We start from the raw sequence: 26,358 nt of genomic DNA, 5'->3' as shown, positions 1-26,358 counted from the left end.
TCATGCTCAGGCGCCCATCATGATATCCGCTTGTTCCGTCTTATTTTTATCAGCATTCGCGTTCACAATAAACACACGATCGGGTGGCAGGGTCACACAGGCTTTGGTGCCCTCAGCCAATTGCGACTGCAAACCCAAGCTCCCATCATGGCGATCAAGATAGGCCACACTCAAGGGCAGGCCAAGGCCCGCCCCTTCATGATTGCGGGTAAAAACATTTTGTATCTGGCCAAAGGGCTGCAAAGCGCGCTCAACATCTCGCTCCGACATGCCAATGCCTTCATCCTCTATGCACAGACGAAAGGCCCCATCATCAAGCAAGGCGGTCGTGATCCGCACCTCGGTTCGGGGCGGCGAGAATTTCACCGCATTGGACAGCAGATTGAGCAGCGCCTTGCAAACCAGGTGCCGATCAATCAGCAATTCTATGGACGAAAGCTGATGAGGCGAGGACATATCAGCCATCACAAGCGCGATTTCTTTCGCTTTCGCCTGTGATTGCACCTTTTGAAGGGCTTCAGCGATCAGATTTTCAGCCTTGCATCGCTGTTCATCCAGATCTTTTTCCCAGCTTCCAATATAGGAAAGATCAAGAATATCATTGATCACCGATAATAGATTATGGCCAGCCTGATGAATGGATTTGGCATGTTCGCGATAACGATCATTGCCCAAGGGCCCCAGCATTTCATTGGCCGCCATTTCCGAAAAACCGATGATCGCATTGAGGGGGGTTTTCAATTCGTGGCTGACCTGCGCCAGAAAATTGCTTTTTGCAACATTGGCCGCCTCGGCCCGCGCCCGGCTCTGCTTCAGGGCTTTATTCATCCGTTTTTGATATACGAATAAAATGCTGGCGATCAAGGCTGCGAAAACAGCCACAGACAGCCATAAACGTTGCAGCTTCAATCTCTGCTCATTTTGAAATTGGCTGGATTCTGCCGCTAATCTTTTCGCCTGTTCTTCCTCGACCCTTTCATCAAGGCGCATCCGCAAGCCGGAAAGATCGCCTAAATACATGTTTTTCAGCGCTTTCATCCTTTGATTGGTATAAACTATATGGGATGTCAAAGCAGCTTCATATTGCCCCTGAGCTTCCTCAAGCTGTGATTGCAAAAGGAAAAGGAAGGATGCAAATTCCGATCCCTCTAATTCAGGGTTCTGTGCGATATAATCACGCACCTGTTGGATATAGGGTTTAGCAGCTTCAAGGCGATCCAATGCGATCAAATTCTGCGCTTGGGTCATCGCCAGATCGGCCGAGAAAGGGGCATTGGCATCAAGGGCGGCAAAAGCCTTATCGGCCCATGAAACCGATTGCTCATAATCTTCCATAAAATGATAGGCTTCAGCCAGCCCATAATAGACATAAAAATGGCTATCGCTGCGCTCTCGCCCTTCGAGTAAAGACAAAAACCTCTGGTAAATTTCCACCGCCCTTTGCGTATCCCCCAAAGAAGCGGCAGTCGTTGCTAAATTAAAGAGAATGGTTTCGCCATCAATCAGCACTTCGATCTGATCCGCCAGATCCAGCGCCTTTAAATAATAACGCGCAGCGCCCTCCACATCATCAAGATTGGTCATCACATAACCGCTGATATTAAGCAGATCGAGACGCAGAAAAGATTTTAATTGCTCATCGTCCACAGCATCCAAAAGAACAAATCCTGTTTCCAGAATTTCAAGGGCCTGTTGCATCTGCCCAACCACAGGATAAAGGGCGGCCATCCGGCTGCCTGCATAAAGGGCAGCAGCAGGCTTGTTCTTGAGCCTTGCCTCTTCTTCATAAATTTCCAGAGCCCCCAAAGCCGCCTGATAGCCCCCTTCCATGCCATTGGCATAAGCCAGCGCAATCTGGCCCAGCGATTCCATTTGCCGATCATCGGCCAAACGGGCCTCAGCAATCAGGCGGTTGGCCCAGATGAGGCTTTCCTCTTGTAATTCAAGCCAGGAAAAAAAGCTGGCAATCCTGAAGATTTGAAGCCTTTGCGCCCTGCCCTGAAGCTGTTCGACCAAGGCGATTTCATCATCCAGAAAAGCCTGCGACAGCACATGCTGACCATTTTCAATCCGCTCCATAACCTGATCCAATAAATCATCGGTCTTGGCAGCAGATTGATCAGACAGAACAGACTGTTCAGGGCTTTGCGCGAACGCAGAAAAAGCGGGCGCCAGCACCATAAGGGACACGACCAAAAAATGGGCAAAGTGCTGAAAAAATATTTTTCTTTCCATCAAGGAAATCATTTCATGAATTTTATTTGAAACAACCATGCGATCTATCTGCATGAACCCCGTGCTGCTATGATACGCGCTTACCGTGAGTCAAGATCAATAGATTGTGATGATGTATAATTTCATTGCTGCAATGGATAATGATATTTCACGTAAAAATATGCTTATTATAAACAGATCTGTAACAAAGGGCATAAACAAGGCTAAAATCGATAAACCATAGAACGAATCACCAAGGCATCATATAAATTCCCGGAGTCCTTATCGGGCTGAGCGACGAGAACCCTTTTCCCGCTCTGCATTGCTTCACCCCTCATGATCAGGATTGACATGAAAATCGAAAACAAAAATTGCCTTTTTGACGATTATCTAAAGATCGAAAGCGCCGATATCAGCTTTGGATTCAAGGATCAAGGCATCTCTGGCCCCCATCGTTTGATGCGCCTCAATCGGCGCGATGCGGCCTCGGTTTTGCTGATTGACGATATTCAGCGGGAGGTGATTTTAGTCGAGCAATTCAGATGGCCCACCCATGAAAAAGGCCCCGGTGCGCTTTTGGAAATCGTCGCCGGGGTGATCGAAGAGGGGGAAAAACCGGAAGACGCGGCCCACCGCGAAGCCATCGAGGAAGCGGGGCTCACCCCCGGCCCCCTGACCCTGATCAGCTTGTGCTATCCCACGCCCGGCTATTCCACCGAGCGGAGCTTTATCTTTGCTGGCACCATCGATCATAGCAAAGCTGTGCATAAAGGCGGTGGCACCGATCCCGGAGAACATATCGAGATCGTTCGCATCCCTTTCGATGAGATCAAATCTTTGCTGGCTTCAAACCGGCTTCAGGATGCAAAAACCGTGATCGCCCTGCAATGGTTTTTGTTGCAGTCCTGATTGACAAGGCTTCACTGGGGCTTCATTGGGCTTTCAGGCTTTGCTGCACGGCCCGCAGATCATCATCCATCGCCTGCCAAATCGGGCTGGATTGTGCATCCGCATCCATGGCCACCCGATCCGCCAGCCACTTTATCTGCTCATTCAGCACCATGCGGCCATCATAATCATCCCGCTCGAACAAACCGGCCCCCATGCGCGACATTTTTTCATATAAGGTCATCAAGGGACGCCCCGACGCATCGGCTTTGCGCAGCAATTCAACCACGTAACTATCGAGATCACGGGCCCGCATCCGAATTTCCTCGGTCGCGGGTCCATATCCCTCCCGATTGTTCAGAGTTTCTCGCGCTGCCCGTTCCGATGAGCGGGCAAAGGCTTCATCCACACTGGTCAAAGACCCGCGCAAGCGATCATCTCCGGGCGCATGCATCTTCATTTTATAGCCCCGCTTGCCGGTCGATCGCCGGGGATCGATCTGCTGTTCGGCAATGATCCGGGCCAAAGCGGCGGCCACTTCTTCGGTTTGATCCGCCAGCAAAAGCACCGCAGTGGAAATCTGCCCCTCGCTTTTGCCCAACATCACAGCCACCGGGCGTTCATCCTCGATCACCTTGATGGGAAAGCGCAGTTCAGGCTCGATCCGGGCGGCTTCAAACAAAGGCACGCTGACCGCATCCACATAAGCCTGCGCCTCATTCAATCCATCCTGCGCCCTGAGCGCAAACGAAGCGAACACGCCAAGCATGATCAAAAGGGCGGCAGCCCTGCGCCTTGCCATAAAAATAACCTGTCTCCTCATTGCCTGATCACCGCATCAAAAGGCCATGAAAGCCTTCCATCGGCATCATCTATTTCCTGATTTGGAAGCGCAAGGTTTTTGCCAAAGCCTGGCCATAAGGCGGCAGGGCCCCAATCAATCTGGTGATATTAAAGCCCGTTTGCCGATAGATCGTGCGGGCATGGCTGAAGCTTTTGAAGCCTTCCACCCCATGATAAGACCCCATGCCCGATGGGCCGATGCCCCCAAAGGGCAGATCTTCGTGGGCCACATGCCACAAAACATCATTCACCGTTACCCCACCCGATGTGGTGCGCGCGATCACATGGCGCTCCTCGGCCTGATCCCGCCCAAAATAATAAAGCCCCAAAGGACGATCATGGGCATTGATATAGGCGATGGCCTCATCAATAGACTGATAGCCCACAAGGGGCAGGATCGGGCCGAAAAGCTCATCGCGCATCACCGTCATCTGATCATCTACGCCGCTCAGAATATAAAGAGGCATGGTGGTGCTTGCCCGATCATCGGGCTGTTTCTGGCCATCCGAGCCACACACCGAAAGACGCGCCCCTTTTTCCTGGGCATCCTTGATATGAGCCTGCAAGCGGCTGTGATGGCGACTATTAATGATGGCCGTATAATCAGGATGGCGATCCATTTGCGGATAAAGCCGGGCGGCTGTTTTTTCCAAAGCCTCCACACAGGCGGCCATCCGATCCTGTGGCACCAGCAGATAATCCGGGGCCAAACAAATCTGCCCGGCATTCATCAGCTTGCCAGTCAAAACCCGCTCAGCCATCTGTTCGAGATCGGCGCTTTTCGAGACGATCACAGGGGATTTGCCGCCCAATTCCAAAGTCACCGGCACCAGATTATCTGCCGCCGCCCGCATCACATGGCGGCCCACAGCGGTGGAGCCGGTAAACAGCAGATGATCAAAGGCAAGGGAGGAAAAAGCCTGACCCACATCAGCCCCGCCGGTGATCACGGAAATTTCCTCGCCATCGAAATACTGGCCGAAAAGCTGCTCCATCAAGGCCGAGGTGGCCGGTGTCAATTCAGATGGCTTGATCATCACCCGATTGCCCGCTGCCAAAATCCCAGCCAGGGGCGCAAAGGTCAGATTGACCGGAAAATTCCATGGGCTGATCACGCCCACAACGCCTTTCGGCTGATACGCGATCCGCCCTGATGCCCCCAAAAGCCCAAGGGGAAATTCAAGGCCGCGCTTTTCCGGCTGCATCCAATAGCGCAAATGTTTCTTGGCAAATTTCAAGGCCTTCACCGCCGAAGCGATATCGGTGAATTTCGACATCAGCACCGGGCGAGAATCGAAATCCTGCGCCATCGCCGCACACAGCGCATCTTGATGATCAACCAATATGGCAAGGGTTCGGTCAAGGCGGTTGATGCGGCTTTTCACTGAGACCGGCGCCTCATCAAGAAAGGCTTTTTTCTGCGCCGCCAAAACATCATTCATGGCTGCCCGATAGGCCTCTATCGTTTGATCGGCATCAATTGCTTGCATCCGGCTGGCCATCCCATCCATCCTTTTCAAAGACAGGGTTCATCACTGCAGGGCCAATGAAGGCTTGGCCCTGTTTCGGTCTTAATCTAGCATATGATAGGCTGGGTGCATCTTTTTAATCCCCTCTATTGCGGTGGGTTCCGGCTGATCGGGGTTGGATTTTAAAGCTGCCATGAAAACCTGATCAAGGAACCAGCCCTGATGACATCCGCCTTGCGTTCATATGTCTTGCTTTTCAATGCTCTTATGGTTGCGGCTTTCGTCTGGCCCCCCATTCCGGCACAGGCCCAAAACCGCGAAACAGCGCAGGCAGGGGCGCAGAATAATAACGATAGCCAGACCAAAGCAGACGATGGCCAGCTTTATTCCCCCGGGGCCATTCCGCCGCCACCGGTGTCGGAAGCCCCGCTGGTCCTGGCCCACGCCCGGCCCAATTTCAATAATATCAATGGCGTTATCTCTTTCATCGATGGGGTGGTGCATGGGGCGATGGCCCGCGATCACATCTCAGGGGCGATGATCGCGATCATCAAGGATGATGAAATTCTATTGAACAAAGGCTATGGCACGAAAAGCGATGGTAACCTGATCGATCCCGAAACGACCCGATTTCCGATGGGTGCCCTATCGGATATCATCATCTGGACCGCCATCATGCAGCTTCAGGAAAGCGGCTATCTCAGCCTTGATGATCCCATCAATCGGCATCTGCCCCCACAGCTTCAGCTTGAAATCGATCCCACCGGGCCGATCCTGATCCGCCATCTGATAAGCCATAGCGCCGGATTTGAGAGCGCGGGCAGGCCCAATCAGCGCCGCCCAGCGGGAGAAATCGCCCTTTATTCCGAGCACAATGCCGCCCTTGGCGCTGCGATCATCAGCCAGATCACCGGGCTTTCCATCGCCGATTATAGCGATCAGAATATCTTTGCCCCCCTTGATATGGCGGATAGTCACATGGCCACGGCCGATGCGCTCTCCTCCACGGCCAACGATATAGCCCGATTGATGGGGGCCTTTCTGGCGGATGGGCAATGGCGAAATGGACGGATATTGCGTCATCACACAGCGCAGCGCATGTTTGAACCACTGTTTCAAAATGCCCCCTTTGTGGTGGGGATGGCCCATGGATTGATGACCTATAGCCTGCCCGGTGGCTTTCGTGGTCTTGGCCACAGAAGTCACTTGGGCCAAAGCGACCAAGGCGGGCAAAAGAGAATACTTCAGGCCAATCTGGTGATGATCCCCGAACTGCACCTTGGCATTTTCATAGCCGCCACCCTACCCGGCGGGGCAAGCCTTGTTGAGACTTTGCCGCCTCTTCTGGTGGATCATTATTTCGCCAGCGGTGATGAACCTCATGCACAAGTCGCCCCAGAGACCGCCGCATTTGAGGCACAGAACCCGGATGATTTCATCGGGCTTTATCGCCCCTTTTCCAAGCCCTTGCGCTCGGTGGCCGGGCTTTTATCGCCATCCGATTTTTATATCGAGGTGAAAATCCCGTCTGACAAAGAGATGAGCAAAACCAATGGCCTTTTGATCCGCCACCCCGATCATGATGGGGGCAAGGCCCAATTATACCATCCGATTGGCCCGGCACTCTATCAAGCCGAGGGGCTGGAAGCCCCGCGCGCCTTCAAAAAAATCAGCAGGAAAGGGATCAGTCGATCCGGGCAGATGATTTTAACCGATGAAACGGGCCTTGATCCCGCCCGCAAAATCGGCTGGGCCGCCACGCCTGCCTGGTTCCTATGGCAAAGCCTGATCATTGCCGGGCTGGCGGTGATCAGCCTGCTGATCGCCTGCCGAAACAGCGCGCGACTGATCAAGACCCCATCACATAAAGCGCTGCATATCGGAATGATTCTGTCATCAGTCTTGTGGCTTTTCTTTTTGACAATTTTGCTGATCGCCGCCGCCCGCCCCATCCTTGCCCCGCTCATGATTCCGATACTTGGCTATGGTGCGCTTTTGGCACTTTTTATAAATCTGGCCAATCTCGCCATGCTGATCCGCCTTGCCATGCTGAGCCACTCTGGGCGTCATCAGTCTTTCATTAGTCATGAGTCCTTTTTGGCTGCTATAAAAAACAATGGCACCCGGATTTTTCAGGCCCTGATCATCGCGATCAGCCTGATTTATCTGTTTACCCTTTTTCAATGGGGGTTTTTCCCCGGTTTTTGACCTGACCACAAGCGGATCATGAATATGACAGATCATCGCCCCCGGCTCATACATTCCAAATGCCACACAGGCGGCATGTTCGGCCTTGCGCTCATCGCGCTTTTGGCCACAAGCCCGGCACAGGCCCAGAGCACGGCCCCCGATCCCAGCACAGATCCTAGCACAGATCCCAGCACCAACCCCAGCGCAGACCCCTGGTGGGTCGCGGGCAAATCCGCCATCGAACAGCGTTTATCGGTGCAGAAAAACGAAAACCGGGCCAAAAACATTATCCTGTTCATTGGCGATGGCATGGGTATTTCCACCCTCACCGCCATGCGCATTTATGATGGGCAATCGCGCGGCGAAAGCGGTGAAGAAAATATCATGCCCTATGAACGCTTTCCCCATAGCGCGCTCATCAAAACCTATAATCATAATGCGCAGGTGGCCGATTCCGCAGGCACCGCATCAGCGATGATGACCGGGGTGAAAACCAATATCGGCGTGATCAATATGGCGGCCCGGCATCCCGTGGGCCAGTGCGGTGATTGGCAATCGGGCCAAAGATCAAGCTTTGCCGAAAAGGCCGCGCAGGCGGGCCAATCCATTGGCGTTGTCACCACTGCCCGGCTGACCCATGCCACGCCGGCCACCGTCTATGCCCATAGCCCTTCGCGGGATTGGGAAGATGATAGCGACATACCCACCGAGGCGAAAGCCGCAGGCTGCAAGGATATCGCCACCCAACTCCTCGATTTTGGCCCAAAAAATGGCAAAGGGCTGACGGTTGCCATGGGCGGTGGGCGCGGGCAGTTCCTTCCCAAAGAAACAAAAGACCCCGAATATCCAGACCGCGCAGGCAATCGCGCCGATGGCCGCGATCTTAGCCAGGAATGGCTGCAACGCTATGATCGCGCGGCCTATGTCACATCGCTTGATCAACTCAGCGCCCTTGATCTTGCAAAAACCGATCATCTGCTCGGGCTGTTTGAGCCTTCGCACATGAAATTTGACTCCCAAAGAGCCAAGGATTTGGAGCAAGGAACCGGGCCGGGCGAGCCATCCTTGGCCGACATGACCGGCATCGCCATCAATATGCTCAGGAAAAACGACAAGGGCTATTTTCTGATGGTGGAAGGCGGGCGGATCGATCATGCCCATCATGGCGGCAATGCCTTCAATGCCTTGCAAGATGGGCAGGCCTTTGCCCGGGCCGTGGCAATCGCTTTGGAAAAGGTGGATCTTAATGAAACGCTGATCCTTGTAACCGCCGATCACAGCCATGTTTTCACCATGGCGGGTTATCCGGCGCGCGGCAATCCCATTTTGGGGCTGGTATCGCCCCCGGCCAAAGATGGCAGCCCATCCCATGAACCGGCCCTGGCCGCGGATGGCAAGGCCTATACCACTTTGGGCTATGGGAATGGCCCCGGCGCCATCAAGGGCGAGCGCCCCGATCCGGCAAAGCATGAAATTGACGCCCCCGGCTATCAGCAGCAGGCGCTGGTGCCCTTGCCATCGGAAACCCATGGGGGCGAGGATGTGGCTTTATTTGCCACCGGCCCCTGGGCGCATCTGGCAGGCGGCGTTTTGGAACAGAATGTGATCTATCACATCATGGATTATGCCAGCACAGCGCATAAGGCTCCCTGAAAGCCCCATTCAAAGGCCGCCTCAATCCAGCAATTTGGGGCGGTCTTCGGGGCGGCCCAGCAGATAACCTTGCATATAATCAGCACCCAAGGCGCTTAAAAGCCTTGCGGTGCGCTCGTCTTCCACCCCTTCGGCGATCACTTTCACATTCGATTGCTTGGCGGCATCGATCATATTGGCCACCAGATTCCAGATCGGCGGTTCATCGCTGATCCGCGAAATCAGGCTTTTATCCAGCTTGATATAATCGGGATTAAGGCCGATCAGCATGGTCAGATTATTGAACCCGCTGCCAAAATCATCAAGGGCTATGGAATAGCCCGCATTGCGGCAAAAATTGATCATCCGCGAAAGCAGCGAAATATCGGCCACCGCTTCGCTTTCAACAATTTCAAAAACCACCTGGCTGGGGGGGATCTGCGCTGCCTCGATCAGATCAAGGGTATCGGTAAAGGCCGATTGCCCCAAAGAAACGCTGGTGGGCAAAACATTGATGAACAATTTTTCCGGTATTCCAAAGCGTGCCGCAGTGCGCACCGCGCAATCACGGGCTGCCGCATCAAGACGCGCCGACAAATTCGGCTCGCGCGCGGCCGTGAACATTTCCATGGGTGGCACCATGGTGCCATCATCGCGCAGACCGCGAAACAGAAATTCATAGCCCATCACCGCCCGGCCATTCACCTCGACAATCGGCTGCACCTGGCTTTTAAACCGCCGATCATCGAGCATTTTTACAAGCCAACGCGAAGAATGATGATGAACGAAATGCTCTACCGTCTGGATATTGGCAAAATCCGATAAAACCGGGGCCTTTCCATTCAAAACAAGGGCCTTGGTTGTCTGCCTTTGCTCCAGATCGAGGCGTTCCCCCAAAACATGCGCCAAAAGCGCCACATCATTGGCAAAAATCCCCACCACGCTTTGGGCATCGGTGGCAAAGCTGGTAAAGCCCTTGGCCCGTAATTCTCGCGACAAGATCATGGCTTCATCCGGATTGCTGGCCCATAGCAAGGCGCGCACCAAACCGGGTCTGGCTTCGGGCAGATCTGTCTTGAATACAGACATGCTCATGAATAGTCCTTTAAAGGACTTTGCAATGATGCGGCCAGACTAATGAGCATTTTCAATCTTATGACACTTTATTTCGAGCCAAGGTCATTAAAACCCTATTGATTGAAGTTAGCGGCGAGGAATAAACAAAGTGTTAGCATTTTCATCCGACCAAAGACGGATATTGCTGGAAAATGGCCCGAATCCCTTCAATTTTAGCCTTTTTGGCGAGAAGAATTTTCAGAAGAATAAAAGCTTTTTGCGGACAGAAAAAGCCAGCCGGTATCAACCCCCGCGCAATGAGATCGATTTCAGCGCCGCGATAGCCATAGGTTGATTCGAAGACCCGCCCGGCGCCTGATTGGCTGGCCAGAATTACCGGCATGGTGGCGGCAAGATCGGCCAGTTGGTCAGCCATCGCTTCCGGCACATGGCCACCGCCAAAGCCCGCGATCACCAGCCCGGCGGTGTCATTGGGCAGGATCAAATCCGCCCCCGTGCTGCCATAAGCAATCATATGAAGCGCTGCAGCGGGCAGATGATCCGCACTGAGATCATCGCCCATATCAGGCTTTGCAAAAACCATCGCCCGGGCCAGCACATGAATGCGCCCCTCGATATGGCAGGCCACAGGGCCTGCACCCGGCGATTGAAAAGCCGCCAGATTGCTCATATGGGTTTTTTGGGCAAAAACCGCGCTGTGCAATTCATCATTCATGCATAAAAGCACATCAAAGCCGCGCAATTGCGGGGAACAGGCCGCCCGCATGGCCGCCAGAAGATTGGCTGGCCCATCCGCCGATAGCATGGTGGGATGCCGCATCGCCCCGGTAAAGATCACCGGCACCGGCACATCGATCAGCATCGATAAGGCAAAGGCGCTATAGGCAAGGCTATCGGTGCCCTGGGTCACCACAATGCCATCGATGCCATCGGCCACCGCTTGATTGACAAGGCGGGCCAGATGGATGATCTGCGGCAAGCCGATATTGGCACTGCCCAGCCGCGCCAGTTCGGTGATGGAAATATCCGCCAGATCGCCAAGAGCGGGAACCGCCGCAATCAGCGACGCCCCATCAAGGCTGGGCACCGCCCCGCCATCCGGACCATTGGTCATGGCAATCGTGCCACCCATGGTAAACAGGGCAATCTGCGGCTTTGCCATCCCTTATCCCATATTCATAGAAAGCGCGCCGAACCGATCAGGCCCCCAAGGCCTTTTCAGCCGACACATAATCAACACCCAGATCCTGTGCCACCGCTTCATAAGTAAGATGACCACGATGCACATTCAGCCCATTGCGCAGATGGAGATCATCGCTCAGGGCTTTTTTATAGCCCTTGTCGGCCAAAGCGAGAGCAAAAGGCAAGGTCACATTATTGAGCGCAAAAGTGGAGGTGCGCGCCACCCCGCCGGGCATATTGGCCACGCAATAATGCACCACATCATCAACCAGATAGATGGGATCATTATGGGTGGTGGCCCGGGATGTGGCAAAGCAGCCGCCCTGATCGATGGCCACATCCACCAGCACCGAACCGCGCTTCATGCGCGAAACCATTTCGCGGCTGACGATCTTGGGCGCTGCGGCACCGGGCACCAGAACGGCCCCCACCACCAGATCGGCCCCCAGCACATGTTCTTCCACCGCATCGACGGTTGAGAACACAGTATTCAATTTCGAACCGAACTGGAAATCCAGTTCCTGCAGGCGGCGAATGGATTTATCCAGCACGGTCACATGGGCTTCCATCCCCATGGCCATCCGCGCCGCATTGGTGCCCACCACACCGCCGCCGATGATCACCACATTGGCCGAAGGCACGCCGGGCACCCCGCCCAGCAGCATCCCACGGCCACCCTGACGCATCTCAAGACAATGGGCACCCGCCTGAATGGACATCCGGCCCGCCACTTCGCTCATCGGCGCCAGCAGGGGCAAGCCGCCCCGGGCATCGGTCACCGTTTCATAGGCAATCGCGATGGCGCCGGAATCGAGCAGGCCACGGGTTTGATCGGGATCGGGCGCCAGATGCAGATAAGTGAACAAAATCTGGCCTTCCCGCAGCATTTTCAATTCCGCTGCCTGCGGTTCCTTTACCTTCACGATCATATCGGCACGGGCAAAGATTTCTTGCGCGCTATCAACGATTTCGGCCCCTGCTGCCTGATAAAGCGCGTCGCCCAGATCAATCTCATGCCCGGCGGATTTCTGCACGATGACCTGATGGCCATGGGAAATCAGTTCGCGCACGCTGGAAGGCGTCAAACCGACACGAAATTCAAGATTCTTGATTTCCTTGGGAACACCCACAAGCATAGCACACTCCATTTTTGTTAAACCGCTGTGCGGCCCTGATTTCCTGCGCCTTTATACAATGATAAAACCGCCCTGTCTTTCCTTGTGGGTGCCCCCTTCCCACCCCGGCGCAACTTTGATCGAAAGCTTCATATTTTTTGATCATTTGGAAAGATTAAGGCATAAAATAAGCGGTGTTTCCAGCATTTCATTATAAGCAATCCATGCGGGCCATTGAGGGGGCACGCGATAGAGTTCGCAATGGCTGCTTGACCTTGGCGCATCCGCCTGCAAACCTCTCAACAGATTTTAATCATCACGCAGGGACAAGAAATGTTGAAAGCATGGCTTTTGGGTGCGGGCCTTTTGGTGCTGGCCGGTTGCGACCAAACTGGCGACCAAACTGGCGATCAAACTGGCGGCCAAAATGGCAATCAGGCGCTTGATCAAAACGCCATGGCCAGCAGCCTGCATCAATATACCGCGACCCTTGCATCCGATGAATTTGCGGGCCGGGCCCCCGCCAGCGAAGGCGAAGAAAAAACCATCGCTTTTCTGGAGCAGCATTTTCGCGCGCTTGGCCTGAAGCCGGGTTTTGGCGACAGCTATGTTCAGCCCGTTCCCTTGGCTGAAATCACTGTCAATCCCAAAGGGGGCCGCTTTCATGCCGCCTTTACCAAAGAGGGTGAGGCCTTAGGGATGGGCTATGGCAGCCAAATTCTGGCCTGGAGTTTGCGCGAAGAGCCCGAGATCACAGTCGAGGGTTCGGAGGTGGTTTTCGTGGGCTATGGCATCAACGCGCCAGACTATGGCTGGAATGATTATGAAGGCATCGATGTTAGGGGTAAAACCGTGCTGATGCTGATCAATGATCCGGGCTATGCCAGCGGCGACCCCGCAATCTTTAATGGCAAGGCGATGACCTATTATGGCCGCTGGACCTATAAATTTGAGGAAGCCGCCCGTCAGGGCGCTGCTGCCGCTCTTCTGATCCATCAAAAAGACCCCGCTGGCTATCCATGGGATGTGGTGCAATCAAGCTGGTCCGGCCCGCAATTCAGCCTCGTTTCAGAAGATAAAGGCCAAAGCCGGGTGGCCGTGGAAGCTTGGGTCTCCTCGTCCGCTGCCACGGCTTTGCTCCAACGTGGTGATCTGACATTGGATGAGGCCCAAGCGCTCGCCCTTTCCCCCGATTTTAAGGCCATGCCCCTGCCCGTCACATTTTCAGCGAAGCTCAACAGCACTGTGCGCCATACCACATCCCATAATGTGATGGCGGTGCGTGAGGGAGCCACCGCGCCGGATGAAGCGCTGATCTATATGGCCCATTGGGATCATCTGGGCACCGATCCCAGCCTGAAGGGCGATAAAATCTATAATGGGGCGCTTGATAATGCCACGGGCACGGCGGGGCTGATGGTGCTGGCCGATGCCTTCAGCAAGGCCCCAACCCCGCCCCGCAGGTCTGTTGCCTTTCTGGCGGTAACAGCAGAAGAGCAAGGACTTTTGGGATCGGCTTATTATGCCGCCCATCCCGCCTTTGCCCCCCATAAAACCGTTGCCGCGATCAATATGGATGGGCTGAATATCCATGGCCCGACGAAGGATATCACCCTTATCGGCTGGCAGCAGAATGATCTGCAGGATATGCTGGAAGCCGCCGCCCAAAAGCAGGATCGCATGGTGGTAGCCGAACCCACACCGCAAAACGGCTATTTTTATCGCTCCGATCATTTCAGCCTCGCCAAGGTGGGTATCCCCGCCCTTTATGCCGATAGCGGGGTTGATAGCCGCGCCCATGGCCGCGAATGGGGATTGGCGCAGCAGCAGGATTATATCGATCGGGCCTATCACAAGCCCGCCGATGAATATGATCCGAACTGGGATTTATCAGGGGCGGTGGAGGATTTATTGCTGTTTTACGAGATCGGCCATCAACTGGCTTATGGGGATCGTTGGCCCTTATGGAAGGAAGGATCGGAATTTCGCGCCATCCGCGAACAGGATCTGGAGGACGCCCAATGAAATCCCCCTTCTTTGCCTTATGCGGGCTTTTTGTCCTCGCGGCCTGCGATCAGGCCCCCAAAAACAGCGATCCGGCATCCGGCGCATCCCAAAGCCTTGAAGCCCGGGCGGAAAAACTGGCCCACCAATTTCTGATCGCCGATACCCATATCGATGTGCCTTATCGGTTGCATAAGCTTTATGAAGATGTGACCCGGCCCACAGTTGATGGTGATTTCGATTTCCCCCGGGCTTTTGCGGGGGGGCTTGATGTGGCTTTCATGTCGATCTACACCCCTGCGGCTTATGAATTCGAGGCGCCGGGCAAAGCCACGGATCATGCCGATCAAATGATCGATCTGGTGGAACGGATCATGGCCACAGCCCCCGATCAAGCCACCATTGCCCGCAGCACCGATGATGTGATGGCAGCCCGGGCGGCGGGCAGGATCGCTTTGCCTTTGGGCATGGAAAATGGCGCCCCCATCGCGGGCAGCCTTGATCTGCTCGATCATTTTTATAAGCGCGGCATCCGCTATATCACTTTGGCCCATTCGCGCTCCAACCATATCGCCGATAGCTCTTATGATGAAGCCCGCCCCCATGATGGGCTGACCGCATTCGGCACAAGCCTCGTCCATGCCATGAACCGCATGGGGATCATGATCGATGTCTCGCATATATCGGATCAGGCTTTTTGGGATGTGATGGATGAAAGCGCCACACCGGTGCTGGCCACCCATAGCTCGGCCCGGCATTTCACCCCGGGATTCGAGCGCAATATGGCGGATGACATGATCAAGGCCATGGCCGCCAAAGGGGGCGTGATCATGATCAATTTCGGTTCGGCCTTTCTCACCGAAGCCGCCAATGGCTATAATAAACGCCTCGATACCGCCTATGAAGCCTGGCTTGAAGAAACCGAACAAGAGGCAAGCGCAGAGCTGGAAACCGCTTTCGAGACACGTTATCGCGCCGAAAACCCCTATCCCTTTGCCACCTTATCCCATGTGTTGGATCATATCGATCATGTGGTTGAAATCGCCGGGATCGATGCCGTGGGTATTGGATCGGATTATGATGGCGTAGGCGATAGCCTGCCGGTGGGGCTGAAGGATGTGTCGGCCTATCCCAATCTGATCAAAGGGCTTTTGCAGCGCGGCTATGATGAAGCCGGGATCGAAAAAATCATGGGCCGCAATCTGATGCGCCTGTGGCGGGCGGTTGAAGATCACGCAAACGAGGCGCAGAATGATGCCACAGCACCCGCCAATGAATAAAGACACGCTGAATAAAGACGGGGCGGCGCAGATTTTGCGCATCGGGCTTTTGGGGGCCGCACGCATCACCCCACGGGCCATAGTTGAGCCCTCGGCGCTGCATGGCGATATTGATCTGATGGCCATTGCCGCCCGCGATAAAAGCCGGGCCGAAGCCTTTGCCGAAGAGCATGGCATCCTCGAGGTGGCCGATGATTATGCTGCCCTGATCAATCGCGCAGACGTGGATCTGGTCTATAATGCCCTGCCGCCCGCTTTTCATGCCGATTGGTGCATCAAGGCCATGGAGGCGGGCAAGCATGTGCTGTGTGAAAAGCCCTTCGCCCTTGATGAAATGGAAGCCCGCGCCATGGTTGCGGTTGCGCGCAAAACCGGCAAAAGGCTGATCGAAGCCTTTCACTATCGCTATCATCCGCTGTTTTCGATGATTTTGGCGCATGTCAAAAGCGGCCAATTAGGGCAGTTGCAGCATATCAGTGCCACCTTCAGCACGCCCATCAGCGATTCCGCATCCGAATTTCGCCGCCATCAGGCCCTGGGGGGTGGCGTTTTGATGGATATGGGCTGCTATCCCCTGCATTGGTGCCGAAGCCTGACCGGGCATGAACCGGAAAACATGGTGGCCGAAGCGATTGTGAAAGACGGCGTGGATGAAGCGGTGGGCGCGGAATTTAGCTGTGGCGATACCCAATGCGCCATCACCATGCGGATGGATACTGAAGCCGAGCGGGGCAATCATCTGCTGATCGAAGGCAGCGCAGGCCGCCTGTTTGTAAAAAACCCCCTCGCCCCGGACCGCGGCCATCATTATATCATCGAAACCCTTGAAGGCAGCGAGGAAGGGGAAATCAGCGGCCCCACAACGATGGAATGTCAGTTATTGGCGGTGAAGCGGGCTCTTTTCGAAGGCCAGTCCCTGCCGACAGAAGGGGCCGACAGCATCAACAATATGCGCGCTATCGATCTGGTGCGCCATGCTGCCTCCCTTCCATAAAGGGCGGCCATCCTTGGCTTGGACCATCCTTAGTTTGGACAGGGGCCATAAATCGCGCTAAGAATGGGCCGACCGTAAAAACTCCATAAAATCGGGACCACAGAGATGTTTTTCGACTTTCCAACCCTGCGTTTTGATCATGGTGAAGAGCTTGATATGCTGCGCGAAACAGCGCGGCGCTTTGCCGAGGATAAAATCGCCCCGCGTGCCGCCGAAATCGATGCCACAAACACCTTCCCCCGGGATCTGTGGCCCGCGATGGGGGAAATCGGCCTTTTGGGGATCACCGCCCCCGAAGCCTATGGCGGCGCGGATATGGGTTATCTTGCCCATTGTATCGTGATGGAAGAAATCAGCCGGGCATCGGCATCGGTGGGGCTGAGCTATGGTGCCCACAGCAATCTGTGCATCAATCAGATCGTCATCAATGGCAGCGAGGCGCAGAAAAAAGCCTATCTGCCCAAGCTGATTTCCGGCGAATATGTGGGCGCGCTGGCGATGTCGGAACCCGGGGCGGGATCGGATGTGGTTTCGATGAAAACCCGGGCCGTGAAGCACAATGACGGCTATGTCATCACCGGCAATAAAATGTGGATCACCAATGGCCCGGATGCCGATGTGCTTTTGGTGTATGCCAAAACCGATCCTGATGCCGGATCGAAAGGCATTTCGGCTTTTCTGGTGGAAAAAGATACCCCCGGTTTCACCACGGCGCAAAAGCTCGATAAATTGGGGATGCGCGGCTCCAATACCTGCGAACTGGTTTTCGATGGGGCCAAAATCGGCCTTGATCAACTGGTTGGCGAAGAAAACAAGGGTGTGCGGGTTTTGATGTCGGGCCTTGATTATGAACGGGTGGTGCTGGCCGCAGGGCCTTTGGGGATCATGCGTGCCTGTTTGGATGTGGTTTTGCCCTATCTGCATGAGCGCCAGCAATTTGGCCGTCCCATCGGCGAATTTCAACTGATGCAGGGGAAAATCGCCGATATGTACACAAGCTATGGGGCCTGCCGATCCTATGTTTATGCGGTGGCGCAATCCTGTGATCGCGGCGAAACCACCCGCAAGGATGCGGCCGGTTGCATTTTATACGCAGCGGAAAAAGCCACGCAAATGGCCCTTGAAGCCATTCAGGCGCTGGGCGGCAATGGCTATATCAATGAATATCCCACGGGCCGATTACTGCGCGATGCGAAGCTTTATGAGATCGGCGCGGGCACATCGGAAATCCGCCGGATGCTGATCGGCCGCGAGCTTTTTGGCGAAACCGCCTAATCCTTTAAGGGTTGGGACTTTTCAGGCCGCAGGATTTCAGCGCCTTTGGGTTTTGCGGCTGCTTTGATCGGGGCCATAGCTGGTGCTGAGATAATCAAGGATTTCCCCCCTCATCTCATCATCGAGGGGGGGCATGCCCTGTTCTTTTGTCATCCAGTCCAACAGATAATCCCAGCGATCGCGGCTCAGCCTTTGCTGGGTGACCAGCTTCATCGAATGGCAGGCCGAACACATATAAAATGTGGTTTCGCGTCCCTCGCCCGCCTGCATCATGGCCATTTCAGGTGGCATATCCGGATCGAAATCTTCATCTGCCTGTTGGGCATGAACCTCAGACCCCACCAGCAAAGCGAGCATAACAAACCAGCCGAATTTCATCATCATGCCACCGTTACCGCGATGCGATGATAGAAATTATTGAGATAGCCCTTGGGATTCCAGCCAATGGTAAAGGGCTGAGATATGCCGCGATCATCGGTCGCTTTCGCCCAGATTTCATAATAGCCCGGTTCCGGAAAGCTGATATGCCCGCGCCATTGCTGCCAGGCAAAGGGATTGGCGGGCTCATCCAATTCGGCCTCTTGCCATGTGGCGCCGAAATCATGGCTTATGTGCATCTGCGCCACTTTCCCCTCGCCCACCCAGGCATGGCCGCGCACATCCAGCGCCGGCTTGGAAAGAGCCATGCCATCCACCGGATGGGTGATCAGGGATTTCACCGGCATCGCTTCGATGATCTCGAAATCACTTTCCGCAACATCGGTTCCCGGGGCCACGGGAAAGCGCGGCACGCGATAGCTGGTGCCGGTCATCTTGGCGCCATCATGCACCTGATCGCGCAGCCAGATGCGGGTGAGCCATTTTTGCGAGCAGCTTCCCGGCCAGCCCGGCACCACCAGCCGCAAAGGCGCCCCATTCATGGGATGGATATCGCCGCCATTCATGCCAAAGGCGATCAGATTGTGCGGATCCATGGCTTTTTCGATAGGCACCCCGCGCGACAGGGGCATTTTGGATGGATCCCCCGATAAATGGCTATCCGCCCCTTCATGAGCGGTGTAGATCACATCATCCTTCACCCCTGCGGCTTTGAGCACATCGGCCAGCCGCACGCCGGTCCATTCCGCACAGGCCACGGCCCCCACCGTCCATTGATTGCCGCTGGCACCCGGTTCAAAAAAAGCCCGGCCATTGCCGCCACATTCAATCACCAATCGTTCGGTGACCGTTTCAAAATCGCGCTTTAAATCCGCGATGGATAAGGTCATCGGCCGATCCACAAGGCCATCGATGCGCAAACGCCAATCCGTGGCCGACATATCTTCGGGCGGAAGGCCATTATTGCGAATGAAATGCCGCGCAATGGGGGTGATAGGATCATCAAGGAGATGCGCCGGGGTTTCGGCATTGAAAGGCCGGTCATTCAAAATGATCAAGCCATCCTTCCCCGCAACAACACTGCCCTGCGCCAAGGCATGGGGGATAAGCCCGGCGGGAAAATGGCGATGAAAGGGCACCGCAGCGCCCAAGGCCGCCCCAAAAGCCGCAAGCCCCGCACCGCGCAAAAAACCGCGCCGATCCGCATGGGCCTTCCGCCCAAATAATCGGGCTTCGGCTTCCAGCGGATTATCCGCATAAAAGTCCGTGAGAGGAGTGGGTTTGGGGTCCGACATGCCTGCCTCTTGGTGATTAAATCCGATAAAATAGATGACCTGCTCATTATGCTTAGTTTTTCTATTGCGGTAAAGTCACCTTGCCTTCACCAGCGTGCGAGGCTTGGCTTGCGGCCATGCAATCCCCCTGTTTTTTAATCAGAACAAAACAGCCGTTTTTTGACCTCATTCGTTTTTGCAATTTTCTTGTCATTATTGCATTTTTGTGCAAAATCTTTAGCATAAAATACCATAAACGATTCTGATACAGGCAGGGTGACGGGGGTTTTGATCATGATAAATGGCAGAAATAAATGGATAATGGCCTCTGCCTTCGCATGGCAATGCTCTGTCATGATGGTGGTGATTTTTGCATTTTTCACCGCCTTGGGCACCTTTTTTCAGGGGGCCGAGGCCCATGGGCAAAGCCTGATCAGCAATTCCAAAAAGATAGAGCCCCAAATCTTAAACAAAAATGAGCCGCATCTGCTGCCGGTCAAAGATCGCCCGATCAAGGATGATGTCATCTATTTCATGCTGCCTGATCGCTTTTATAATGGCGATCCGGCCAATGATCGCGGTGGAATGGCCGGCAGCAAACTCGATCATGGCTTTGATCCCACCCACAAAGCCTTTTATCATGGCGGCGATCTGAAGGGGGTGATCGAAAAGCTTGATTATCTGGAGGGTTTGGGGATCACGGCCATCTGGATGGCGCCAATTTTTAAAAACAAGCCGGTCCAAGGCCCCAAGGGACAGGAATCGGCAGCCTATCATGGCTATTGGATCACCGATTTCACCCGTATCGATCCCCATTTCGGCAGCAATCAGGATTTGAAAGATCTGGTCCGCATGGCCCATGATCGGGGCATCAAGGTCATTTTCGATATCATCACCAATCACACAGCCGATGTGATCCAATATCAGGAATGCCAAGGGGAAAATATTTGCCCTTATCGCTCTTTGGCGGATTATCCCTATACCACCCGGGGGGATCGGGAGGGCCCGGCCATCAATCAGGGCTTTATGGGGGATGAACCACACTATCAAACAGATGAGAATTTTGCCCATCTCACCCGCCCCGATTGGGCCTATAGTCCCTTTGTCCCCAAGGCCGAAGCGGATATAAAGGTGCCGCAATGGCTCAATGATCCCATCTATTATCACAATCGCGGGGAGACCACTTTTAGGGGCGAAAATTCCCTTTATGGTGATTTTGCCGGGCTTGATGATCTGTTCACCGAACATCCCAGGGTTTTGGCTGGGATGATCGAAATTTATAAATTCTGGATCAAAGAATTTGGTATCGATGGCTTTCGGATCGATACGGTGCGCCATGTGAATATGGCGTTCTGGCAGCGTTTCGTGCCGGAAATCCGTGCTTATGCCGCAGCCCTTGGCAATCCCCATTTCTATGTTTTCGGCGAGGTTTATGATCCCGACCCCAAAGCCCTGAGCCAATATGTGCGGGATGGAAAATTCCCCGCTGTGCTGGATTTCGGTTTTCAATCCATTGCCCAAAAGGTGCTGATTGATGGGGCCCCCACGCAGATGCTGGCAGATTTTTTCGCCGCCGACCGGCTGTATCAAAGTGATTGGAGCGATGCCGGCCTTTTGCCCACTTTTCTGGGCAATCATGATATGGGCCGCTTTGGGCATTTTCTCCTCAAAAAATTTGGCGCCGATGCCGATGACGAGATGCTGCTCAAGCGTCTGCGCATGGCTCATGCCCTGATGTTTTTCGCGCGTGGGGTGCCGGTGATCTATTCTGGCGATGAACAGGGTTTCACCGGCGATGGCCATGATCAGGATGCCCGCGAAGATATGTTTAAAAGCAAAGTTGCGGTTTATAACGATAATCGCCTGATCGGCAGTGACGCCAGCACGGCCGAGGATAATTTTGACCCCACCCACCCCCTTTATCGCAGCCTTGGCAAATTCGCAGCCCTTTACCGCGCCCATCCTGCCTTGCGCCGGGGGGAGCAGATCAGCCATTTTGCGGCAGAAACTGCTGGGATTTACGCCTTTTCCCGGATCGATGTGCAAAGCGGCGCGGCACTCCTGATCGCCATCAATAGCGCTGAAACTCCACAAAACGCACGATTGAGCACCCTGAAAGCATCAGGAATTACTGCGGACGAGCCCGGCCTTTTGCTTGGGGATGGGCAAGCGGTGCGCGATGCTGTCAGCGGTGATCTGCAGCTTCACCTTCCCCCTTTATCTTTTGCTGTATGGGGCCTTTATGACAAAGAATGACATCATCAGATCACGCCATGAGTCTGCCCCGAACAGGCCGGATGAACGGAGGCATCCTGAAGAACCCTGGTGGCGCGGTGCGGTGATCTATCAGATCTATCCCCGCAGCTTTGCCGATGCCGATGGTGATGGCATCGGGGATCTGAAAGGCATATTGGATCATCTTGATTATATTGCCGCTTTGGGGGTGGATGCGATCTGGATTTCGCCCTTTTTCACCTCGCCAATGGTGGATTATGGCTATGATGTTGCCGATTTCTGCAATGTCGATCCCATTTTCGGCACACTCGATGATTTCGACGCGGTTTTGGAAAAAGCCCATACCCTGGGGCTGAAGCTGATTATCGATCAGGTCTATTCCCATAGTTCGGATCAGCATCCATGGTTTTTGGAAAGCCGCCGGGATCGCAGCAATCCCAAGGCCGATTGGTATGTGTGGGCCGATCCGAAAAAAGATGGCGGCCCGCCCAATAACTGGCAATCCCTGTTCAAAGGCGCGGCCTGGACATGGGATGGCCGCCGGAAACAATATTATCTGCATAATTTCTTAAGCGAACAGCCCGATCTCAATCTGCGCAATCAAGCAGTGCAGGATGCGATTTTGGATATTGCCCGTTTCTGGCTTGATCGCGGCGTGGATGGCTTTCGGCTGGATGCCGCCAATTTCTATATGCATGATGCCCAATTGCGCGATAATCCACCCAGCGGTCGCAGCGGCTTGCGGCCCTATGATTTTCAAGAGCATCTTTATAATCGCTCGCGGCCCGAAAACTTTGCTTTCATCGCGCGTTTGCGGGCGCTTATCGACAGTTATGAGGATCGCTTTACCGTTGCCGAAATCGGCGATCACAGCTCCCTTGAGGAATTGATTTCTTATGTTGAGGGTGCAGATCGTTTACACACGGCCTATAGCTTTGTTTTCATTGAAAATGATCGGCTAAGCGCACAGCTTGTAAATGAAGCGGTTTCGGCCTGGGATCAGGCAGATAACAGCGCCTGGCCAAGCTGGGCATTCAGCAATCATGATGCCCCAAGGGTGGCATCCCGCTGGGGCCGGGATCGCGGGGGTGAACATGATCCGCGTTTTGCCAAGACCCTGAACACGCTATTATGCAGCCTGCGCGGCACGGTGTTCATCTATCAGGGGCAGGAATTGGGGCTAAGCCAGGCCGATATTCCCTATGCCCGGCTCGCCGATCCCGAAGCCATTGCCAATTGGCCCGATACGCTGGGCCGCGATGGGGCCCGCACCCCCATGCCATGGCAGGCCCAGAGCTCTCATGCCGGGTTTTCAACCACCGAGCCCTGGCTGCCCATCGATCCTGATCATCTGGCTTTGGCTGCCGATGGCCAGCAGGCCGATCCCCGATCCTGCTATCGGCAGATGCAGGATTTTCTGGCCCTGCGCAAGAACCACCCGGCCCTGCGCCATGGCTCCCTCCATTTTTTTGAAAGCCCCGAACCCATCGTGGCTTTTGAACGCCGCCATGGCGATGATCGCCTGCTGTGCGCTTTCAATCTGGGCCCCGATCCTTTGGATTGGCATCCCCAAAGCACCGGCCCCCAAAGCACCGGCCAGTGGTCAAAGCTTGCTATCACGGGGCTGGATGGATCGATCAAGGCTGGCGGCCTGCATCTGCCCCCCTTTGGCGGCTGCATCCTGAGCCACGAAGAGGGCAGATAAAGCGCTGAACGATCAGGCGCCGCAGGATTCGCGAACAATCAATTCGGTTGGCAATTGTTCCGACCGCACCGCCTGACCATCGAGCAGGCGTAATAATTTGCTGATCAAAAGCCGCCCCGCCTTATCCACATCCTGAGAAATGGTGGTCAAGGTGGGGCTGGCATAGGCGGCCATGCGCACATCATCATAACCCACCACCGATATATCCGATGGCACATGAAGCCCGCTTTTCAACAGGCCCCGCACCACCCCGATGGCGATCAGATCACTGGCCGCGATCACCCCATCAAAGCGGATCCCGCTTTCGATCAGCGCCTCGATCGATTCCATTGCCGATTCCAGATAAAAATGCGCCGACCGCACCAAAGCCGGATCGAAAGGAAGATCAGCATCCGCCAAGGCCTGCTTATAGCCCTCAAAACGCAGGCGCAGTTCGGGGGCTTCAATATCACCAATGAAAGCGATGCGCCGCCGCCCCAGCCGGATCAGATGGCTGGTGGCCCGGTGCCCGCCTTTGAAATTATCGCTGCCCACGGTGCAATATTTCTGATTGGGCAGGCGCGCCCCCCATACCACAAAGGGCACACCGCGATCCGCAAGACTGTTGAGATCATCATGCACCGTGCTTTGGCCCAGAAAAATCAGCCCATCTGATCGCCCGGTGCTGAGCAGAGACAACATGCCATCCAGATCGCTTGGCATCACATGCGAAATCAGCAGATCGCAATCGCGCTCGATCGTCTGATCTGCAAGCCCGCCTAAAAGATCGAGCAGAAAGGGATCAGAAATCCGCCGGTCGCGCCCCTGTGGGGGTGGGATCACCGCTGATATGGTGCGCGATGTGGGGGCCACCGGCCCCAGCTTATCACGCAGGCGGCCGGAATAATGATGGGTTTGGGCAATCTGCCTGATCCGGCTTTTGGTGCGCTCGCTCACCAGATCGGAATTGTTCAGGGCCCGCGAAACCGTTGAAATGGAAACGCCCGCCAGTTCTGCCAGATCTTCCAGCCGATAAAGCGGGCGATCACCAAAAACGCCCCGCTCATGCATTCGTTTTTTATCCATGGAATTGAGGTTCCACCCGCCCTTATGATTATCAGGGGTGACCTTAGCAAGGCGCGGGCTTTTTGCAAATCGGCAATTCATTTTTGCAAAAGCCCGGCCGTGCCCCATTTCCACGCATGATCAGGCGGCCTGCGCTTCACCCGCTTTGTGGCGTCCTGTGGTCTGGCGAAACAGATAAAGGCACATAAGGATCGCCAGCATCGGCACCAACGACAGATAAAAGGCGGTCTGGCCATCAAAAGCCTCGAACACCCGCCCGGTGATAAGCGAACCCGTGGTGCCCCCAAGGGCGGAGAAAATCACGATCAGACCGGTCATCGAGGAATGCCGCGCCGTGGGCAAGGCCGATAGAATAACCGAATTGATGGCCGGATAAATCGGCGCCATGAAAAGCCCGATCAGCGGGAACAAAAAAGCCGCCATGGGGGCCTCGGCCCAGCCGCTCACGACCTGTCCTTCCAGCCCCCTTGTGAGGGGCAAGGTCAGCAAAACAAGACCAGCCATCGCCAGCACACACACATTAAGCACGGGATACCAACTCACTCGGCTTAAAACCGCCCCCGCGCTCAATCGCCCAATCGCCAAAGAAGCGGCAAAAATGCTGGTGGCCTGCACGCTCATGTCCGAAGGCAGATTTAAAACCTTGTTATTGAAATTGGGAAGCCATGTGCCGATGCCCTGCTCGATCAGCACATAAAGAAAAGCCGAAATGACAAAAACCAGCACCATCGGCAAGGCCAGCAATGCCATCATCTTGCGAAAATCCTGAACCATCGAGCTTTTGTCCCCATGGCTGCCGCTTTCATCCATTTTGGTGCTGAGCAACAACACGATATTGAACAGGCACAAGACCGCCAGAACCCAATAAACATCGAGCCAATCAGACCCGCCTGAGGATCCATCGCCGATGAAGAAGCCAAAAATCCAGTAGCCTGCAAGCACTCCCACCATGAACATGCCTTCAAGCACATTCATGAAACCGGCATGATCGCGGGGGTTTTTGGTGATCAATCCGATCGAGGAATAAACCGATACCTTGACGAGAGCAAAAGCCACCCCCACCGCCATGAACATCATCTTGGTCGCAAAAAAGCTATTGGCCAGCGGCATGGCCAAACAGGCGAGCGTGACCAGCATAAGCCCCGCAATCATCGAGCGGCGATAGCCAAAACGCGGCAGAAACGACGCCACGACAAAAGAAACGACCGCAATCGAAAGGTCCTTGAAACCCTCCAATATGCCCGCAGCACTTTCCGTGACCCCGAAGCTGTTGATCGATTGCATGATCACCGTGCCCACGGAATTGAGCAGGATGGCGAACACGATATAGGTCGTGATCAGCGATAGTCGGATCCTTATCGTTTCCACGCGCGATATCCTCCCATTATTGCAGCCCTTTTTTGGGCCGCGTCTTTTATCTTTCACCGAGATTGGCCCTTTATCCTGGCCTTGTCACCCGATCAGCCGATGTCGTTCCTGATGATCCTGCCCTCATGATCCTGATGGTCATCAATTTCATGTGTCAGCATCATATCCTA

Annotated in this window: 20 protein-coding genes; 9 read left to right on the top strand and 11 right to left on the bottom strand. The window is 54.6% G+C overall.

The window, feature by feature from the left end; genetic code table 11:
- Positions 1-6: 6 nt before the first annotated feature.
- Complete coding sequence (locus QK300_RS09830; protein WP_281320840.1) at positions 7-2,079, bottom strand: HAMP domain-containing sensor histidine kinase; 2,073 nt, start codon at positions 2,077-2,079, stop codon at positions 7-9.
- A gap of 486 nt (positions 2,080-2,565) precedes the next feature.
- Here QK300_RS09830 and QK300_RS09825 point away from each other — a divergent pair, with 486 nt between their 5' ends.
- On the top strand, positions 2,566-3,123 hold the full coding sequence (locus QK300_RS09825) for an NUDIX hydrolase (protein WP_281301517.1): 558 nt from the start codon (positions 2,566-2,568) through the stop codon (positions 3,121-3,123).
- A gap of 22 nt (positions 3,124-3,145) precedes the next feature.
- Here the strand turns inward: QK300_RS09825 and QK300_RS09820 are convergent, their stop codons facing one another.
- Positions 3,146-3,904, bottom strand: coding sequence for a hypothetical protein (locus tag QK300_RS09820; RefSeq protein ID WP_281301516.1), 759 nt, complete (start codon positions 3,902-3,904; stop codon positions 3,146-3,148).
- Positions 3,905-3,974: 70 nt separating this feature from the next.
- Complete coding sequence (locus QK300_RS09815; protein WP_348651868.1) at positions 3,975-5,435, bottom strand: coniferyl aldehyde dehydrogenase; 1,461 nt, start codon at positions 5,433-5,435, stop codon at positions 3,975-3,977.
- Between the two features lie 201 nt (positions 5,436-5,636).
- Between QK300_RS09815 and QK300_RS09810 the strand changes: the two genes are divergently transcribed.
- Together QK300_RS09810 and QK300_RS09805 are read left to right on the top strand one after the other, a co-directional pair.
- Positions 5,637-7,622, top strand: a complete 1,986-nt coding sequence (locus QK300_RS09810; RefSeq protein ID WP_281301514.1) for a serine hydrolase domain-containing protein — start codon at positions 5,637-5,639, stop codon at positions 7,620-7,622.
- A gap of 24 nt (positions 7,623-7,646) precedes the next feature.
- Positions 7,647-9,257 (top strand): alkaline phosphatase, encoded by a 1,611-nt coding sequence (locus tag QK300_RS09805; RefSeq protein ID WP_281301513.1) that lies wholly within the window; start codon positions 7,647-7,649, stop codon positions 9,255-9,257.
- 21 nt (positions 9,258-9,278) lie between these two features.
- Here the strand turns inward: QK300_RS09805 and QK300_RS09800 are convergent, their stop codons facing one another.
- From QK300_RS09800 to ald, 3 genes are all read right to left on the bottom strand, one after another.
- Positions 9,279-10,331 (bottom strand): EAL domain-containing protein, encoded by a 1,053-nt coding sequence (locus QK300_RS09800; RefSeq protein ID WP_281301512.1) that lies wholly within the window; start codon positions 10,329-10,331, stop codon positions 9,279-9,281.
- Positions 10,332-10,473: 142 nt separating this feature from the next.
- Positions 10,474-11,475 (bottom strand): asparaginase, encoded by a 1,002-nt coding sequence (locus QK300_RS09795; protein ID WP_281301511.1) that lies wholly within the window; start codon positions 11,473-11,475, stop codon positions 10,474-10,476.
- Between the two features lie 37 nt (positions 11,476-11,512).
- The gene (gene ald, locus QK300_RS09790; protein ID WP_281301510.1) at positions 11,513-12,631 is read right to left on the bottom strand and encodes an alanine dehydrogenase; all 1,119 of its coding nucleotides are present in this window, start codon (positions 12,629-12,631) and stop codon (positions 11,513-11,515) included.
- Between the two features lie 312 nt (positions 12,632-12,943).
- On the opposite strand from ald, the gene QK300_RS09785 reads away from it, so the two are divergent.
- The 4 genes from QK300_RS09785 (at position 12,944) to QK300_RS09770 (ending at position 18,163) form a co-directional block, all read left to right on the top strand.
- A complete protein-coding gene (locus tag QK300_RS09785) occupies positions 12,944-14,635 on the top strand; it encodes a M28 family peptidase (protein WP_281301509.1) in 1,692 nt (563 codons plus the stop codon).
- Positions 14,632-15,894, top strand: a complete 1,263-nt coding sequence (locus QK300_RS09780) for a dipeptidase (RefSeq protein ID WP_281301508.1) — start codon at positions 14,632-14,634, stop codon at positions 15,892-15,894. Before QK300_RS09785 ends, QK300_RS09780 begins: the two co-directional genes overlap by 4 nt.
- Positions 15,887-16,888, top strand: coding sequence for a Gfo/Idh/MocA family oxidoreductase (locus QK300_RS09775; protein ID WP_281301507.1), 1,002 nt, complete (start codon positions 15,887-15,889; stop codon positions 16,886-16,888). Before QK300_RS09780 ends, QK300_RS09775 begins: the two co-directional genes overlap by 8 nt.
- Positions 16,889-16,993: 105 nt before the next feature.
- On the top strand, positions 16,994-18,163 hold the full coding sequence (locus QK300_RS09770) for an isovaleryl-CoA dehydrogenase (RefSeq protein ID WP_281301506.1): 1,170 nt from the start codon (positions 16,994-16,996) through the stop codon (positions 18,161-18,163).
- Between the two features lie 36 nt (positions 18,164-18,199).
- Here QK300_RS09770 and QK300_RS09765 read toward each other — a convergent pair whose 3' ends face one another.
- From QK300_RS09765 to QK300_RS09755, 3 genes are all read right to left on the bottom strand, one after another.
- Entirely contained in the window at positions 18,200-18,547 is a 348-nt protein-coding gene (locus tag QK300_RS09765; protein WP_281301505.1) for a hypothetical protein, read from the bottom strand.
- The gene (locus QK300_RS09760; RefSeq protein ID WP_281301504.1) at positions 18,544-19,836 is read right to left on the bottom strand and encodes a sulfite oxidase; all 1,293 of its coding nucleotides are present in this window, start codon (positions 19,834-19,836) and stop codon (positions 18,544-18,546) included. The genes QK300_RS09765 and QK300_RS09760 overlap by 4 nt, the downstream gene beginning before the upstream one ends.
- A 134-nt stretch (positions 19,837-19,970) precedes the next feature.
- The gene (locus tag QK300_RS09755) at positions 19,971-20,198 is read right to left on the bottom strand and encodes a hypothetical protein (protein ID WP_281301503.1); all 228 of its coding nucleotides are present in this window, start codon (positions 20,196-20,198) and stop codon (positions 19,971-19,973) included.
- On the opposite strand from QK300_RS09755, the gene QK300_RS09750 reads away from it, so the two are divergent.
- Both QK300_RS09750 and QK300_RS09745 read left to right on the top strand, forming a co-directional pair.
- On the top strand, positions 20,170-22,071 hold the full coding sequence (locus QK300_RS09750; RefSeq protein ID WP_281301502.1) for an alpha-amylase family glycosyl hydrolase: 1,902 nt from the start codon (positions 20,170-20,172) through the stop codon (positions 22,069-22,071). The two genes, QK300_RS09755 and QK300_RS09750, sit on opposite strands and share 29 nt — an antisense overlap.
- Positions 22,058-23,755 (top strand): alpha-glucosidase, encoded by a 1,698-nt coding sequence (locus QK300_RS09745; protein WP_281301501.1) that lies wholly within the window; start codon positions 22,058-22,060, stop codon positions 23,753-23,755. The genes QK300_RS09750 and QK300_RS09745 overlap by 14 nt, the downstream gene beginning before the upstream one ends.
- 12 nt (positions 23,756-23,767) lie before the next feature.
- Here the strand turns inward: QK300_RS09745 and QK300_RS09740 are convergent, their stop codons facing one another.
- Both QK300_RS09740 and QK300_RS09735 read right to left on the bottom strand, forming a co-directional pair.
- The gene (locus QK300_RS09740) at positions 23,768-24,820 is read right to left on the bottom strand and encodes a substrate-binding domain-containing protein (RefSeq protein ID WP_281301500.1); all 1,053 of its coding nucleotides are present in this window, start codon (positions 24,818-24,820) and stop codon (positions 23,768-23,770) included.
- 120 nt (positions 24,821-24,940) lie between these two features.
- Entirely contained in the window at positions 24,941-26,188 is a 1,248-nt protein-coding gene (locus QK300_RS09735; protein WP_281301499.1) for an MFS transporter, read from the bottom strand.
- Positions 26,189-26,358: the final 170 nt, after the last annotated feature.

Origin of the sequence: Iodidimonas sp. MBR-22 (assembly GCF_029946565.1) — a bacterium.
GTDB lineage: Bacteria > Pseudomonadota > Alphaproteobacteria > Sphingomonadales > Rhodothalassiaceae > Iodidimonas > Iodidimonas nitroreducens.
Note: the sequence above shows the minus strand (reverse complement) of the source record. Positions and strands in the feature narration are given on the sequence as shown.

Excerpts from the sequence above, each read along its gene's own strand:
- QK300_RS09830 (WP_281320840.1), bottom strand. The coding sequence starts at position 2,079 with ATGGAGCGGATTGAAAATGGTCAGCATGTGCTGTCGCAGGCTTTTCTG.
- QK300_RS09825 (WP_281301517.1), top strand. The coding sequence starts at position 2,566 with ATGAAAATCGAAAACAAAAATTGCCTTTTTGACGATTATCTAAAGATC.
- QK300_RS09820 (WP_281301516.1), bottom strand. The coding sequence starts at position 3,904 with ATGGCAAGGCGCAGGGCTGCCGCCCTTTTGATCATGCTTGGCGTGTTC.
- QK300_RS09815 (WP_348651868.1), bottom strand. The coding sequence starts at position 5,435 with ATGCAAGCAATTGATGCCGATCAAACGATAGAGGCCTATCGGGCAGCC.
- QK300_RS09810 (WP_281301514.1), top strand. The coding sequence starts at position 5,637 with ATGACATCCGCCTTGCGTTCATATGTCTTGCTTTTCAATGCTCTTATG.
- QK300_RS09805 (WP_281301513.1), top strand. The coding sequence starts at position 7,647 with ATGACAGATCATCGCCCCCGGCTCATACATTCCAAATGCCACACAGGC.
- QK300_RS09800 (WP_281301512.1), bottom strand. The coding sequence starts at position 10,331 with ATGAGCATGTCTGTATTCAAGACAGATCTGCCCGAAGCCAGACCCGGT.
- QK300_RS09795 (WP_281301511.1), bottom strand. The coding sequence starts at position 11,475 with ATGGCAAAGCCGCAGATTGCCCTGTTTACCATGGGTGGCACGATTGCC.
- ald (WP_281301510.1), bottom strand. The coding sequence starts at position 12,631 with ATGCTTGTGGGTGTTCCCAAGGAAATCAAGAATCTTGAATTTCGTGTC.
- QK300_RS09785 (WP_281301509.1), top strand. The coding sequence starts at position 12,944 with ATGTTGAAAGCATGGCTTTTGGGTGCGGGCCTTTTGGTGCTGGCCGGT.
- QK300_RS09780 (WP_281301508.1), top strand. The coding sequence starts at position 14,632 with ATGAAATCCCCCTTCTTTGCCTTATGCGGGCTTTTTGTCCTCGCGGCC.
- QK300_RS09775 (WP_281301507.1), top strand. The coding sequence starts at position 15,887 with ATGAATAAAGACACGCTGAATAAAGACGGGGCGGCGCAGATTTTGCGC.
- QK300_RS09770 (WP_281301506.1), top strand. The coding sequence starts at position 16,994 with ATGTTTTTCGACTTTCCAACCCTGCGTTTTGATCATGGTGAAGAGCTT.
- QK300_RS09765 (WP_281301505.1), bottom strand. The coding sequence starts at position 18,547 with ATGATGATGAAATTCGGCTGGTTTGTTATGCTCGCTTTGCTGGTGGGG.
- QK300_RS09760 (WP_281301504.1), bottom strand. The coding sequence starts at position 19,836 with ATGTCGGACCCCAAACCCACTCCTCTCACGGACTTTTATGCGGATAAT.
- QK300_RS09750 (WP_281301502.1), top strand. The coding sequence starts at position 20,170 with ATGATGGTGGTGATTTTTGCATTTTTCACCGCCTTGGGCACCTTTTTT.
- QK300_RS09745 (WP_281301501.1), top strand. The coding sequence starts at position 22,058 with ATGACAAAGAATGACATCATCAGATCACGCCATGAGTCTGCCCCGAAC.
- QK300_RS09740 (WP_281301500.1), bottom strand. The coding sequence starts at position 24,820 with ATGGATAAAAAACGAATGCATGAGCGGGGCGTTTTTGGTGATCGCCCG.